This window comes from Xenorhabdus vietnamensis (genome assembly GCF_002127535.1).
Classification (GTDB): domain Bacteria; phylum Pseudomonadota; class Gammaproteobacteria; order Enterobacterales; family Enterobacteriaceae; genus Xenorhabdus; species Xenorhabdus vietnamensis.
Window position 1 is genome coordinate 1 of sequence record NZ_MUBJ01000022.1, and the last position, 14392, is coordinate 14392.

The following is a 14392-nucleotide window of genomic DNA, read 5'->3' on the forward strand; positions in this document are numbered from 1 at the left end:
TTCATTATTGATTGCACCTAAAACTCACATATATTATGACAATAGAATTCCTATAAAGATTAATTTTTTAAAAAACACTCTCCCTCAAAATCAACATCACCCAAGTCGATTTATATAACAAACAAATTTATTCTAATAAGTAAAAAATTGGCCATAACAAATAACTTTATTTAAATATTTTTTAAAACTAGCAGAAAAATAAAACACCTTAATATAAGCACATGGATTGTTGTAATTTTGGAGTAAAAATATCAAATGGCGGGAAGATAAACATTTGTCATTATGAAATGATACGATTCGTCTTTTTAAGATATAGGATGAACCTGCACCATGCAGGAGTTAAAGGTGAGAAATTCGGTCATGACTCCAAAGGGTTGTAATGATGTTTTTCAATATAGGCGCCAATGAGTTTTTCGTGGATTTCCATTGAACGTGAGTAACAAATTGTTCTTCTCGCCAACCTCTTGATATGAGTTCGTAGATTGAGATTATGCCGCTCTATACGTTGGGTAAAAATTTTGCCTACCAGATGCTTTTCCGGCTCCACTTCTCTGGCATAACTTCCCCAGTTATCGGTTGTGATGAAACGAATATTAAAAGGCGCCAGTAAGTTGAGCAATTTTCGGCAGGTTGCATCCGTTCTGGGGCCGAAGACATGGGCTATGACTTGTTTCCTTTTCGTATCAAACGCATACCCAAGCCAATGACGTTGTTTTTTATTGCCTACAAAAGACCATTGCTCATCCAATTCACAGATAAGTGTGACATCGTCATAAGCAGTCTGTCGCGATGTTACTTGTTTTGGCGAGAGTTTTTTAATGTCCGTATCACCGTATTGATACCGAGACCTAACACACGGCCGGTGTCTCTCACACCAGAGCCATTCATCGCCATATCCACAATTTTTTCTTTCATACCCGGTTTATGGCCGTTGTAACGATAGTTGAGTTGAAAGGTTCTTTGGCAGTCTTTGCAATAGTAGCGAGGGAAGCCTGCTTTACCTGTCCCGTGTTTACGTACAGGTTCGGTTTGACCGCAATATCGACAAACAACTTCTATCGTAACAGTCATGATGATGTCCCATTAAAAAGTGCAAGAATATCAAATTAACGCTTTGAAGTCATGACCGGGCATAGTAACAATACCTGTCAGCTATTTCGATCTATCTCAAAAAAAATTAAATGAAACGTTACCAGACATAGATAATTTATGAGGTACCATTAGTTAGGAGCATAATGCCCTCTATATTTATGTATAATTTTCTGAACATCAGAATAAATTGGGAGTAAAACTAATGAAGAAAGGTATTGTAACCCGCGATTACATTAGCGCTTATCCAAACCCTATCAAATTACAAGCTGGAGATATAGTTGCAGTCAGTTACGGAGATCTTGAATATCCTTACTGGATTTGGACTACGAATTCTTTAAATATCAGTGGTTGGGTTCCTCAACAAATTCTAGATTTCATTCATCCTGATAAAGCAATATGTAACGAAAATTACACAGCTCATGAGTTGACAGTAAAAGCAGGAGAATATCTGTATCTGGAGAGAACACTAAACGGCTGGTATTGGGCACATAAGAAATCGGGAGAAGCAGGCTGGATCCCACTGGAATACGTTTGCCATCATTCACCACCTTGTCAAAGACATTCTTGCTGCGTCAGATAATCAATTAATTAATTTATATACTTTTTAGCAGAGCGCATGAAAACCATTGTCGAACCTATTGGTTGTTTGGAATTTGCGGCGGTCAAATCGATGCGGAAACAATTGAAAGAGCAACATGTTAGAGTTATTTTAAGTGGTGAAAATATCGATATGAAGTTATATGCTCACTTATTGGGAAATAAAACCTAATTAACGGTTATTGTTCACCTGATAGAATTTCAATATATACCTAATAGATTTAAAATTAATTTTTCTATTTGATTTTTCCCTGCCCTTGCTTTAATCTCCGCCATAATGTCGTGCGGCTAATCCCCAGATATTCCGCGGCTGCACGTCGATTACCTGAAAATCGAGCCACAATATCATGTACTGTAATATCATGCGCTGAAAGCGTGTTTTCAATAAAAGAAGATGCTTCAAACTGGGCTGCTTTCACATTATTATTAATAACATTACTATTAATAATATTGGTATCAATTTGACGCTCAGGTGAAAGTGATAATATTAATGCAGAAGTCAAAGCCTGTTCAGGGTGAGCACTCAAATAAAGTGCTATTCGTTCCATCAAATTACGCAGTTCACGCACATTTCCCGGCCAATGATAGGAATGCAATACTTCATGACACTCCGCAAGCTCTTGTATCCTTGATACAGAAACAAGTAAATTAAGTGCCGCGAAAGCCCGTTGTAAATACTCTAGCGCCAACAAGCCAATATCATTTCCCCTTTCCCTTAATGCCGGTACCTTAATTCGCAATACACTCAAACGGTAGAACAAATCGGCCCGAAAACGGCCTTCCCTCACCCAGGTATCCAAATCACAATGCGTAGCACAGATGATCCGAACATCAACAGCAATAGGACGATACCCACCAACCCTGACAACGGATTTTTCTTCCAAAACCCTTAATAACCTCGTTTGCAAAGGCAATGGCATTTCACCAATTTCATCCAGGAATAACGTCCCCCTGTGCGCAATTTCAAATAAACCTGCACGCCCGCCACGTCGTGAACCAGTGAAAGCTCCTTCCTCATAACCAAACAGTTCAGCCTCCAGCAAAGACTCAGTAATCGCTCCACAGTTAACCGCAACAAACGGCCGTGGATGTTTGCCCGCTAACTGCCCATGACGCAATGTATATTCATGATGAATAGCCTGTGCCACCAGCTCTTTTCCCGTACCACTTTCACCCTGAATCAGAACTGTGGCCGCCGAACGGGAATACAGCATAATCGTATTGCGCACATGTTCTACCGCAACAGAATTTCCTCTGATATCACTGATCGTATGACGTGTGCGGAGCTTATCTTCTGTAGGATAAGGAGAAATCACTGCCTGATTGAGTTTGGTCATTCGGGCCATCTCCAATGCATTCTGGAATGCCTGCCGAATGGAATCCGCTGAATAGACAAAAACCCCCACCATCTCAGCTTCATAAGTAAGATCAGTAATTAACCCTGCCCCCACAATCACTTTGATACCCATCGCTTTCAAAGCATTGACCTGTGCTCTGGCATCTTCCTCTGTCACATAACTGCGTTGTTCAATACGCAAATTGAAACGCTGCTGAAATTCTTCCAATGCAGGCAACGTATTCTGGTAAGTAATGACGCCAATCCGGGAACTGATTTGTCGGGCACGAGCCAATGCCTGCATAAAATCAAATCCGCTGGCTTTGGCAATAATTACCGGTATGGATAAACGACTTTTTAAATAAGCACCATTAGATCCTGCGCAAATCACGGCATCACAATGCTCCGTTTCCAATCGCTTGCGAATGTGTTGAACCGCACGTTCAAAACCTAACTGAATCGGAGTGATATCAACTTGGTGATCAAATTCCGGCGTAATATCACGAAAAAGATCAAAAAGCCTGGAAACAGAAACTGTCCAAATCACCGGCCTATTGTTATCACGTTCCTCTACGTGTACTGATGCCATATTGCCCCCATATCTTTTGTAATAAGTGCACTATATCTAAACTCACCTTATCGTTTCACCTTCATAATTTGAAACAAAAATGAAACATAATTGATTCACAATGAAACAAGCATACATTATAGCCAATAACCAAACAGTGAATATTCATTAGCCAAAACAAAAGAGAATCCTAAATTTAAACAATAAAAAACAATACCTTATATATACCCACCATCCTATCATCTCGTCAATTTTTTAGTTCTGGTATAAACATTGCTTAAATAACAATTATGCACAAAGTTGTTTCATTTTAGCAACAATGGGGTTATGTATGGCATTTTCCTCTATAGGTTTGGTTTTTCGTCAAGCAATAAAGGCCGAATCTCCGTTACAAGTCGTCGGAACCATCAATGCAAATCATGCATTACTGGCAAAACGAGCAGGCTACAAAGCTATTTACCTTTCAGGTGGCGGGGTCTCTGCGGGATCTTTGGGATTGCCAGATTTGGGAATTTCTACACTGGATGATGTATTGATTGATATCCGCCGCATTACTGATGTCTGCGACTTACCATTGCTTGTAGATGCTGATATCGGATTCGGTTCTTCAGCATTCAATGTGGCCCGCACGATTCATTCTATTATTAAAGCAGGGGCTGCCGGTGTTCATATTGAAGATCAGGTCGGTGCCAAACGTTGTGGGCATCGTCCGAATAAAGAAATTGTTTCCAGACAGGAGATGGTAGACCGCATCAAGGCTGCCGTTGATGCCCGTACCGATGAAAATTTTGTCATTATGGCTCGCACGGACGCGTTGGCAGTAGAAGGGTTAGATGCAGCGCTGGACAGAGCCGCAGCTTATGTTGAAGCAGGTGCCGATATGCTATTTCCTGAAGCGATTACAGAGCTGCATATGTATAAGGAATTCGCGTCCAAAACACAGGTTCCTATTTTGGCGAATATTACCGAGTTCGGTGCGACACCACTCTTTACAATCGAAGAATTAAGGAGCGTAAACGTCGCCATTGCTCTTTATCCCCTGTCGGCATTTCGGGCCATGAATAAAGCGGCCGAACAAGTCTATACCGCTTTGCGTCAAGATGGCACACAGAAAAACGTCATCAATATGATGCAAACCCGTAATGAACTTTATGAAAGCATCAACTACTACGATTTTGAACGAAAATTGGATGCCCTGTTTTCCCAAAAAAATAGCAGAGGTGATACGCATGAATAAACAGAATACAGTCACGGTAGCTCCTGAACTTACGACATTCAAACCTAAAAAATCGGTTGCTCTGTCCGGTATTACAGCAGGTAATACAGCGCTTTGTACTGTTGGCAAAAATGGCAATGATTTACATTACCGTGGCTATGATATTCTCGATTTAGCCGCCCATTGTGAGTTCGAAGAAATAGCTTATCTTCTTATCCACGATAAACTCCCTTCCCGCGCAGAATTAACATCCTACAAGAATAAATTAAAATCCTTGCGTGGCCTGCCCAGCAGCGTTAAATCTGCATTGGAAGCATTGCCTGCGGTAGCGCATCCAATGGATGTGATGCGTACCGGCGTTTCTGTACTGGGCTGCACTTTGCCAGAAAAAGAGGATCATAACCTCGCAGGTGCCCGTGATATCGCTGATCGCTTACTCGCCTCTCTCAGCTCAATACTGCTTTATTGGTATCATTACAGCCATAATGGCCGCCGCATTGAAGTTGAAACCGATGATGATTCCATTGGCGGACACTTTCTTCATCTCCTGCATGGTAAAAAACCGCGTGAATCATGGGAAAGGGCAATGCATGCTTCCCTGATCCTGTACGCAGAGCATGAATTTAATGCATCTACTTTTACCAGCCGGGTCATTGCAGGTACGGGATCGGATACTTACTCTGCCATTATCGGGGGAATTGGTGCTCTGCGTGGGTCGAAGCACGGCGGAGCCAATGAAGTCTCATTTGAAATCCAACAACGCTATGGCACCCCAGCTCAAGCCGAGGCTGATATTCTTGCACGTCTGGAAAGAAAAGAAGTCATCATTGGTTTCGGTCATCCAGTTTATACCGTTGCCGATCCCCGCCATAAAGTGATTAAAGAAATTTCCCTGCAACTTTCCCAAGAAGCAGGTACAACCCAGATGTATGACATTGCAAATCGGATTGAGTCCGTGATGTGGGATAACAAGAAAATGTTCCCGAATGTCGATTGGTTCTCTGCGGTGTCCTATCACATGATGGGCGTTCCTACTGCCATGTTCACACCACTGTTTGTGATTGCCCGGACTTCTGGTTGGGCGGCACACATTATTGAGCAACGCATTGATAACAAAATCATCCGTCCATCGGCTAACTATACCGGCCCTGAAAATTTGGCATTTATACCGATTGAACTACGTAAATAACCCGATTTACATATAACAACGATTTAAGGATTGATTATGTCTACCTCTGTTGTTAACAACCGCCCTGATTACGATCAGGTGATTGTGGATATTGTGGATTATGTCATGGGCTACACCATAACCTCCCCAATTGCTTACGCCACAGCCCATCACTGCCTGATAGATACCCTGGGCTGCGGGTTGGAAGCGCTGGAATATCCCGCCTGCACCAAATTATTAGGGCCAATTGTGCCGGGAACAACTGTGCCCAATGGAGCACGCGTGCCGGGAACTCAATTCCAGCTCGATCCTGTTCAGGCTGCATTCAACATTGGTGCAATGATTCGCTGGCTCGATTTCAATGATACTTGGCTGGCGGCTGAATGGGGACATCCCTCTGATAATCTGGGAGGAATACTTGCTACTGCCGACTGGCTGTCAAGAAATGCGATTTCCCGCGGGGAAAAACCACTAACCATGTGGGATGTTCTGACAGCGATGATTAAGGCGCATGAAATTCAAGGCTGTCTGGCATTGGAAAATGCTTTTAATAAAGTCGGATTGGATCACGTTGTTTTAGTTAAAGTAGCTTCCACAGCGGTTGTCGCTCAAATGTTAGGGCTGAAACGTGAAGAAATATTGAGTGCAGTTTCACTGGCTTGGGTTGACGGTCAATCACTGAGAACCTACCGTCATACTCCCAACACCGGCTCCCGCAAATCTTGGGCAGCGGGGGATGCAACCTCCCGCGCTGTGCGTCTGGCATTGATAGCCCAAAAAGGCGAGATGGGATATCCCTCCGTATTGACCGCCGAGAATTGGGGATTTTATGACGTCCTGTTCAATGGCCAGCCATTCAGATTCCAACGCCCTTATGGCTCTTACGTAATGGAAAATGTACTGTTCAAAATATCTTTCCCGGCAGAATTCCACTCGCAAACCGCCGTAGAAGCGGCAATGAGCCTGCATCAACAACTGAAAGAACATAGCAAACACATTGAAGATATTGCTCAAATCACTATCCGTACCCATGAAGCCTGTATCAGAATCATTGATAAACAAGGATCATTGAATAATCCTGCTGACAGGGATCACTGCATTCAATATATGGTCGCCATCCCACTGATTTTCGGGCGCCTGACGGCTGCGGATTATGAGGATGATATCGCTGCTGATCCACGCATTGACGCCTTGCGGGAAAAAATAGTCTGTATCGAAGATACCGATTTCACCCGTGATTATCATGATCCCGAAAAACGCTCTATTGCCAATGCACTGACTTTGGTCTTTACCGATGGCTCACAACTGGACGAAGTCAAAGTCGAATTCCCGATTGGGCACGCGCGTCGCCGCAAAGATGGAATTCCACTGTTAGAAGAAAAATTCAGAATCAATCTGGCACGTCGTTTCCCTCAAAATCAACAACAAAAAATTTTAGAGAAATCACTTGACCTTATGTCATTGAGAGATATTCCTGTAAACGAATACCTCGATTTGTTCGTTATATAACCTATATACTCAATCAATTTCAAGTCACTATTAATTAGGTAGTGACTTGAAAGACGAAAGACATCGCTATCGGCGGCTCTGATTCCAGAAACCGCCTCTCATCCGCATATGCTAGGAGAGATTATGTCATTTCAAGATTTCTATCAGCATTCGATTAATGATCCCAATGCTTTTTGGGCTAAACAAGCCAAACGGATACACTGGCAACAACCTTTTGAACAGGTGTTGGATCACACCAACCCACCTTTTGCCCGTTGGTTTTGTGGAGGGAAAACCAATCTCTGTTACAACGCATTGGATCGCTGGCTGGAAAGCCAACCCGATGCCAAGGCGCTGATTGCCATTTCAACAGAAACTCATAGTGAGCGCGTTTTCACCTATAAAGAATTACATCAAGAAGTGAATAGAACTGCCGCGATGATGTTGTTCCTCGGCGTGAAAAAAGGCGACCGCGTTGTTGTTTATATGCCAATGGTAGCCGAAGCTCTATTTATTTTACTGGCCTGTGCCCGTATTGGTGCCATTCATTCAGTGGTATTCGGTGGTTTTGCTTCCCATAGCCTCGCCACCCGATTGGATAACGCCGAACCGGTTTTAGTTGTCTCTGCGGATGCTGGCTCACGTGGAGGCAAAATCATTCCCTATAAACCTCTATTGGATGAAGCCATTGAGTTAGCCAAACACACACCACGCCATGTTTTGATGGTAGATCGTGGGCTATCCGACATTAATTGGGTGGACGGCAGAGACGTGGATTTCACTACATTACGGCAGAAACATCTTGATGCAGAAATTCCCGTCACATGGCTTGAATCCAATGAAACATCCTGTGTGCTCTATACATCAGGCACAACCGGAACGCCGAAAGGTGTTCAGCGAGATGTCGGTGGTTATGCTGTGGCGCTGGCAACTTCAATGGACGTTATTTTTGGTGGCAAGGCTGGCGGCGTTTTCTTTTGTACATCAGATATTGGTTGGGTTGTCGGACACTCTTATATTATCTATGCCCCATTGATTGCCGGTATGGCAACCGTTATGTATGAAGGGCTTCCGATACGGCCAGACGCTGGCATTTGGTGGCAAATTGTCGAAAAATATCGTGTCACCAGAATGTTTTCTGCCCCTACAGCAATCCGTGTCCTGAAAAAATATCCTACGGATTGCATCGACAAATATGATATCTCCTCACTTGAAACACTCTATTTAGCGGGAGAGCCTCTTGATGAGCATACCGCCCGTTGGATTACTGAAACCATTAATGTGCCTGTGATTGACAATTACTGGCAAACTGAAACAAGCTGGCCAATTATGGCGATTGCTCGGAGTTTGGATAATAGACCAAGCCGGTTTGGTAGCACAGGTTTTCCCATGTACGGTTTTAATGTCAAACTAATCAACGAACTGACTGGTCAGGAATGCAGTGCCAATGAAAAAGGGATGCTGGTCATCAAAGGCCCTTTGCCTCCGGGTTGCATCCAGACTATTTATGGCGACGATGCCCGTTTTATCAATACTTACTGGAGACACTTTGGCCAGCAAGTATACTCAACTTTCGACTGGGGGATCCGTGATAGCGACGGATACTATTTTATTCTGGGGCGTTCAGATGATGTGATTAACGTCTCTGGTCATCGCTTGGGAACACGAGAAATTGAAGAGTGTATCGCCAGCCATGAAGATGTGGCAGAAGTTGCCGTCATTGGTATCAAAGATGAAGTAAGAGGGCAAGCAGCCGTTGCTTTTGCTGTCCTCAAAGAAGGGCGGGAAATCCAGTCTGCTGACCATTTTGCTGTATTGGAAAAAGCGTTGATGGAATTGGTGGATAAGAAAATCGGCGGCGTTGGGCGTCCAGCACGGGTCTATTTTGTGACGCAATTACCGAAAACACGTTCAGGAAAAATGTTGCGTCGTACTATGCAGGCCATTTGTGAAGGTCGTGAACCCAGTGATATTGCCCTGATTGAGAACCCGATCTCATTGGACATTATTAAAGATGCAGTTTCTCATTAGAAATAGAGAAAGGATTAATTCAATGATAACAATTGATATTTGGTATGGCCCTTTTTGATAGCGCTCAATAAATTTTCATAAACAGCGCAATAATATTATATCGGCCATACCAAGTATTCAGATAATAAAAACCAATTTTCCTGAATAAAAACCTAAAAACAATAGCCAAAGCCGATATTAACACCTTTGGTTGATACATTCTCTTCTGCATCGTATTTAAACTGACTTCCCTCATAGCCGATTGCCACAGTAAAATTTTCAACAGAATCAATGATAAATCTCACTCCCCATGCTAAGGCATTTTCTGATAATTTAACGTGAGCTTCGCTTAAGAAAGGAACTAAGTGCCTGAGACACGATCAAAGTTTTTACTAAAGAAAACAAAATCGTGGAGATCCTCAGGCATGTATAATTTAGAAGAACTTTACTGCTGCGTCGATGATTTTTGCCAAAAATTTATGCCTCTTTGGGTTCTAAGCCGGACAATGGCATTCGGTTAAGGAAATAACGATGTTATAAAAACAAAGCTTAAATGGAGGGAGAAAATCATGAATATCTACCAACGCCTAAACAAAACTTTTTTTAATTCATGTTCAAGAATTGATAAATCTTGGCAAAGAAGAACTTCAGGCGCATATATTATTAATTAACCTGACAAGGATATCGGAAAATTATTTTAATCACAGGAACTATGATGATGAGGGGAGTCGTATCAATAACAAGGAGAGCAGGGATAAAAAACAGAAGCTGAGTTCAAAAGACTGTTTGTTTTTTGTCGTCAAATATCTCCCTCAGCTAATACAAGGTAAGCTAAAAAAGCATTTAAAATAATTTTATTACATGCTTCACGCACTTATGGCAAGAATGATACAACGGGTGAGACCAGGGAGGCACTACCCACGGAAATCGATGAAACCCAGAACACGATGGAATTTTTTTGATGCTCCGATAAGGATTTAACCGAATGTCATTGATAAGTGCACAAATCCAACCAAAACAGGGTGTTTTTGCTGAATTATATGAATCAGGATATCAGTAAAAAGCAGCATTGCACCAGTAAAACCACGTGACTGAACTATCTATCTAATACATGACCTACAGTATTTTATTGGCGATGAGTAGTTTTATTTTTGAATTCGGTGACCATCCAAATGGTCACCGATGGTAATAACATAAATATATTTTAATCTAATTTCACCAAGGATTAATTCATGGTGTTATGGCGAAAGGAAGAATCAGTAAGTTATTATTTGTAACCGACAGATCATAAATAATAACGTGGCTGTTACTGGAAATAGCATATGATGAATTTATATCATTTTTTTTCATTGCCATTACATAACCACGTGAATCACTACGATTCCAACTACCAGTGGTTTCCCCTGGATTTACAACATAATATTTGTCAGTTGCACCACCCTTGTCAGTACTCCAGTAATTAATTGAAATCTCAACTTTTTTAAGCGTGTTATTCGTGACTTTAAGAGTCATATTACAATTCCTCACTATTTTAATCTGATTTTATTAAGAAAAAATTTATCAAAATCCCAATCTAGAATGGTGGCATTAAATATATATATAAAATTCAACTTTACCTATTTTTTTTACAGGTTTTATGTGCTTTTTTTTATTTCACCCCTGATTTTAAATAAGTTAAAAAGGCAGTTTTAAAATTAAAAATATCGAATAATCCATTACGGTTTAAAACGAACCTTATTGTTCAAGTCCGTAATGTTTATTTAAATTAAAAAATAGTTACAGCATTATTTTGTTAGTGATTAATAATATAAAGATCTTTCGATGATATAAAACAGGGTCATGTATTAGATAGATAGTTGTTATGATATACTTCCCGTTTTTTAATAGTGAAACATGGCTAAAGTTGACGTCTATTGTCGTTATTGTCACAAATCAGAACATGTCAAAGGGCATGGAAAAAGAAATGGTGACCATCCCCGTTATCGCCGCTATACCTGCTGCAAGGTCTTTCAGTTGGAATACACCTACCAAGCCTGCAAGCCGGGTGTGAAGGAACAGATTGTCGATATGGCAATGAATAACGGCGGTATTCGCGACACCGCTCGTGTTCTGAAAATCGCCACAGCCACTGTCATGAAAACACTAAACAAATCTGTTGGGGCATTAGAAAACTCACTGAATGGGCTTGATAATGCTACTGAGGCCGTTAATCGGTTGGCGATTCAGGACAATTATTCTGCTAATAATGCAAAATAAAATTAACAATAAATATCTAAATATTTATTTTTGTTTAAGAAGTGTATAGAAAAGTTATTATATAATTTCATTGGTAAATAATAAAAAATCAATTGGTTTTATGAACAAAAACCCTTATTCATTACCATATGGATTTTTTATTTTTTTCCGTGGGTAGTGCCTCCCTGGTCTCACCCGTTGTATCATTCTTGCCATAAGTGCGTGAAGCATGTAATAAAATTATTTTAAATGCTTTTTTAGCTTACCTTGTATTAGCTGAGGGAGATATTTGACGACAAAAAACAAACAGTTTTTTGAACTCAGCTTCTGTTTTTTATCCCTGCTCTCCTTGTTATTGATACGACTCCCCTCATCATCATAGTTCCTGTGATTAAAATAATTTTCCGATATCCTTGTCAGGTTAATTAATAATATATGTGCCCGAAGTTCTTGTTTGACGCCTTTCTCATTATGTGAATGAAAATCTTCAATACATAGGATTGATTTGGATAGTTTATATAATTCCTCTATTTCCCATCGTTGATGGTATAAGTCATTAAAATCTTTTATCTTATAATAATCTTGTTCAAATTTTATTCTGGCTTCGCACATCGATGAAGCAGAGATAGGATTATATTGAGGAAGGGGTATTTCTTCACGAATGCAGTCATCCCATATTTCATTGATAATATAAGCATACCCATGATTATTCTTTCCTGATATAATTTTCATTAGGAAAAGAACAATCAGTTTTGTATCAATTGTTCTCTTTCTTTTTTGCCAATATTTATCAATTCTTGAACATGAATTAAAAAAAGTTTTGTTTAGGCGTTGGTAGATATTCATGATTTTCTCCCCCCATTTAAACTTTGTTTTTATAACATCGTTATTTCCTTAACCGAATGCCATTGCTAAGCCGGAACCGCTGAAATTCAGGGCTGCAAAATGTAAGTCAGTCACACGAACGAATGACATATATAACTGAGAAGGGAAAAAGGTTGAAGGAAAACTGCTGAAGCGCACTCTTACGAAACAGATGGTAAGGGTGCAAAATAGGATTAATACCAACTCAAAGTGCTGTTTGAAAGCCCCCTGAGCTAGTTTATTGGCTGTATATCCTGCACCTGCAAGAGCCACTCCGCCGATGGCATCAGGAATAGCGCCAACCCCGCCAACAGCAGCACCTGTTAGGCCAGCCTTACTAAAACCATCTGAACCATGTTTTGTACCATGTACGCCATTTGCACCAGAAACCGATAAAATTTCAATTGTGGTAAGTTATTTCATTATAAAATTCCTTAATTGATTTTCGTAATAGCCCCTTTGTCTCTAACTATTTTCATGAAGAAAAACACCATTACGCCAGAAAAAATTAATGCATCTGTAATGGTGCTTGAAACTTCTAATTTCTCCGAAAAAAAAATGGAAAAGAGCCAAACAACAGTAAAGTAGATGAGAAAATACAAAATAAATGCAATTACTTTCTTCACAACATTCCCTCCATATTCAAAATAACATCATAATCTCGCAATGAAAATGAAGAGGTTCAATTGTACAAAAATTGTGTTTAATATTACCTAAACGGAAATTAAATTGTGTTTAATATTACTTAAACGGGAATAAAAATGTGGTCACTCCGATGGTCTATTTAGCTTTGGTGACGGAAATTTCGACGGTTCCGGCTTAAAACTTCTTAACCAAATCTGAAGTTAACTTACCTTGTTCGATAATATTATATCCTTCATCTTCTGAAAATTTCGCTTTGAAAGGAGCAATACCAGCTTGACCATAAATATTAAGATAGTTATTGATGCGATAAGTAGGTCCAATCATAGATGAATAATATTTAAATTTTACCTTGCAATCTTCTTCTGTCTCTTTTCTATCGCCCTTAGCAAAAGTAAACGAAGACAATATCCCCCATTCATTGCTAAGCTCATAATGATAATTCAGGATTGCACCTTTTAGTGCTTTATTTTCTTGTAGTTTAACATGCGCATACCCTAAAGAAATGGCTTGAGATTCTGCCTGAGAAAATGAACAAAATAATAAACCTACAGCCAGAGTTGATACCGTAATTGCATTTTTCATCTAACTATCCGTTGTTTATATAATCGTCAAAAATGCTAAGTATACTGAAGGTGAAAAATTTCAAAGGTGGAATAATCCATAGTAATTCAATAATATTCTAAAGATTAAATAAGGTGTGTATTGCTGACACTATTTTGCTTCGCAGCTATTTCAATCCTGATCATAGCGGCTTTTGATATAAATGCTATTTCGTTTAACCAATATTTAGTGTCATTAGGTTATTATACTTTCGCACTACATTTTGTACTGTTTGTATTACATTCTCTCAGCTACTACCTTTATGCTCCGTTTTCTACACGGAGCTCTTTTTATCCAGAAAATTTCTTACCTATAAAAATGTTAAAAAACTATAATTGGCTAATTAAATCAGATAAATTATTTATACCTTATTACATTTCACTTATTAAGTAACAATATAAACGAGCGACGCTATCTGGTGGTAATTCAATAAACCCTTTATTTATCTCAGGAAAAGCAAACCTAAGACACTTGTCAGCACTTTTTTCTGCAAAAACTCTATTTTCTTATATAGAAATCACTATAAAGCAAATACGTTTTCATCTAAATAAGCTCTCAAAATGCTAGATCACT

The 14392-nt window shown here is 40.0% G+C and carries 11 protein-coding genes and 1 pseudogene; 7 read left to right on the forward strand and 5 right to left on the reverse strand.

The window, feature by feature from the left end:
- Positions 1-358 precede the first annotated feature (358 nt).
- Positions 359-1071, reverse strand: a protein-coding gene (locus tag Xvie_RS16010) for an IS1 family transposase (RefSeq protein ID WP_208612600.1) whose coding sequence is annotated in 2 segments (ribosomal slippage) — positions 359-819 and positions 819-1071 — 714 coding nt in all. Because the reading frame shifts where the segments join, the coding sequence is not laid out codon by codon here.
- A 223-nt stretch (positions 1072-1294) separates the two neighbouring features.
- On the opposite strand from Xvie_RS16010, the gene Xvie_RS16015 reads away from it, so the two are divergent.
- Positions 1295-1672, forward strand: coding sequence for an SH3 domain-containing protein (locus tag Xvie_RS16015; protein ID WP_086110187.1), 378 nt, complete (start codon positions 1295-1297; stop codon positions 1670-1672).
- A 36-nt stretch (positions 1673-1708) separates the two neighbouring features.
- Positions 1709-1861, forward strand: a complete 153-nt coding sequence (locus Xvie_RS21670) for a hypothetical protein (RefSeq protein WP_167376289.1) — start codon at positions 1709-1711, stop codon at positions 1859-1861.
- A 64-nt stretch (positions 1862-1925) separates the two neighbouring features.
- Here the strand turns inward: Xvie_RS21670 and prpR are convergent, their stop codons facing one another.
- Complete coding sequence (gene prpR / locus Xvie_RS16020) at positions 1926-3614, reverse strand: propionate catabolism operon regulatory protein PrpR (RefSeq protein WP_086110188.1); 1689 nt, start codon at positions 3612-3614, stop codon at positions 1926-1928.
- 310 nt (positions 3615-3924) lie between these two features.
- Here prpR and prpB point away from each other — a divergent pair, with 310 nt between their 5' ends.
- The 4 genes from prpB to Xvie_RS16040 all read left to right on the forward strand — a co-directional run bounded on the left by prpB (position 3925) and on the right by Xvie_RS16040 (position 9496).
- Positions 3925-4830, forward strand: coding sequence for a methylisocitrate lyase (prpB, locus tag Xvie_RS16025; RefSeq protein WP_086110189.1), 906 nt, complete (start codon positions 3925-3927; stop codon positions 4828-4830).
- The gene (gene prpC, locus Xvie_RS16030; protein ID WP_086110190.1) at positions 4823-5998 is read left to right on the forward strand and encodes a bifunctional 2-methylcitrate synthase/citrate synthase; all 1176 of its coding nucleotides are present in this window, start codon (positions 4823-4825) and stop codon (positions 5996-5998) included. Before prpB ends, prpC begins: the two co-directional genes overlap by 8 nt.
- A gap of 36 nt (positions 5999-6034) precedes the next feature.
- Entirely contained in the window at positions 6035-7486 is a 1452-nt protein-coding gene (locus Xvie_RS16035; protein ID WP_086110191.1) for a bifunctional 2-methylcitrate dehydratase/aconitate hydratase, read from the forward strand.
- A gap of 123 nt (positions 7487-7609) precedes the next feature.
- Positions 7610-9496: a propionate--CoA ligase gene (locus Xvie_RS16040; RefSeq protein WP_086110192.1), complete on the forward strand. Its 1887-nt coding sequence runs from the start codon at positions 7610-7612 to the stop codon at positions 9494-9496.
- Positions 9497-10705: 1209 nt separating this feature from the next.
- Here the strand turns inward: Xvie_RS16040 and Xvie_RS16045 are convergent.
- A complete protein-coding gene (locus Xvie_RS16045; RefSeq protein WP_086110193.1) occupies positions 10706-10987 on the reverse strand; it encodes a hypothetical protein in 282 nt (93 codons plus the stop codon).
- A 381-nt stretch (positions 10988-11368) separates the two neighbouring features.
- On the opposite strand from Xvie_RS16045, the pseudogene Xvie_RS16050 reads away from it, so the two are divergent.
- Positions 11369-11626, forward strand: a pseudogene (locus tag Xvie_RS16050) (IS1-like element transposase); the annotation flags it as partial.
- Between the two features lie 324 nt (positions 11627-11950).
- On the opposite strand, the gene Xvie_RS16055 reads toward Xvie_RS16050, so the two are convergent.
- Both Xvie_RS16055 and Xvie_RS16065 read right to left on the reverse strand, forming a co-directional pair.
- Positions 11951-12556 (reverse strand): transposase, encoded by a 606-nt coding sequence (locus Xvie_RS16055; protein ID WP_086110195.1) that lies wholly within the window; start codon positions 12554-12556, stop codon positions 11951-11953.
- Positions 12557-13393: 837 nt separating this feature from the next.
- Positions 13394-13801: an Ail/Lom family outer membrane beta-barrel protein gene (locus Xvie_RS16065; RefSeq protein ID WP_086110197.1), complete on the reverse strand. Its 408-nt coding sequence runs from the start codon at positions 13799-13801 to the stop codon at positions 13394-13396.
- Positions 13802-14392: the final 591 nt, after the last annotated feature.

Bases quoted from the DNA above. Each gene is read 5' to 3' on its own strand.
- prpB (WP_086110189.1), top strand. From the start codon at position 3,925: ATGGCATTTTCCTCTATAGGTTTGGTTTTTCGTCAAGCAATAAAGGCC.
- prpR (WP_086110188.1), bottom strand. From the start codon at position 3,614: ATGGCATCAGTACACGTAGAGGAACGTGATAACAATAGGCCGGTGATT.
- Xvie_RS16045 (WP_086110193.1), bottom strand. From the start codon at position 10,987: ATGACTCTTAAAGTCACGAATAACACGCTTAAAAAAGTTGAGATTTCA.
- Xvie_RS16055 (WP_086110195.1), bottom strand. From the start codon at position 12,556: ATGAATATCTACCAACGCCTAAACAAAACTTTTTTTAATTCATGTTCA.
- Xvie_RS16065 (WP_086110197.1), bottom strand. From the start codon at position 13,801: ATGAAAAATGCAATTACGGTATCAACTCTGGCTGTAGGTTTATTATTT.
- Xvie_RS16015 (WP_086110187.1), top strand. From the start codon at position 1,295: ATGAAGAAAGGTATTGTAACCCGCGATTACATTAGCGCTTATCCAAAC.
- Xvie_RS16040 (WP_086110192.1), top strand. From the start codon at position 7,610: ATGTCATTTCAAGATTTCTATCAGCATTCGATTAATGATCCCAATGCT.
- prpC (WP_086110190.1), top strand. From the start codon at position 4,823: ATGAATAAACAGAATACAGTCACGGTAGCTCCTGAACTTACGACATTC.
- Xvie_RS16035 (WP_086110191.1), top strand. From the start codon at position 6,035: ATGTCTACCTCTGTTGTTAACAACCGCCCTGATTACGATCAGGTGATT.
- Xvie_RS21670 (WP_167376289.1), top strand. From the start codon at position 1,709: ATGAAAACCATTGTCGAACCTATTGGTTGTTTGGAATTTGCGGCGGTC.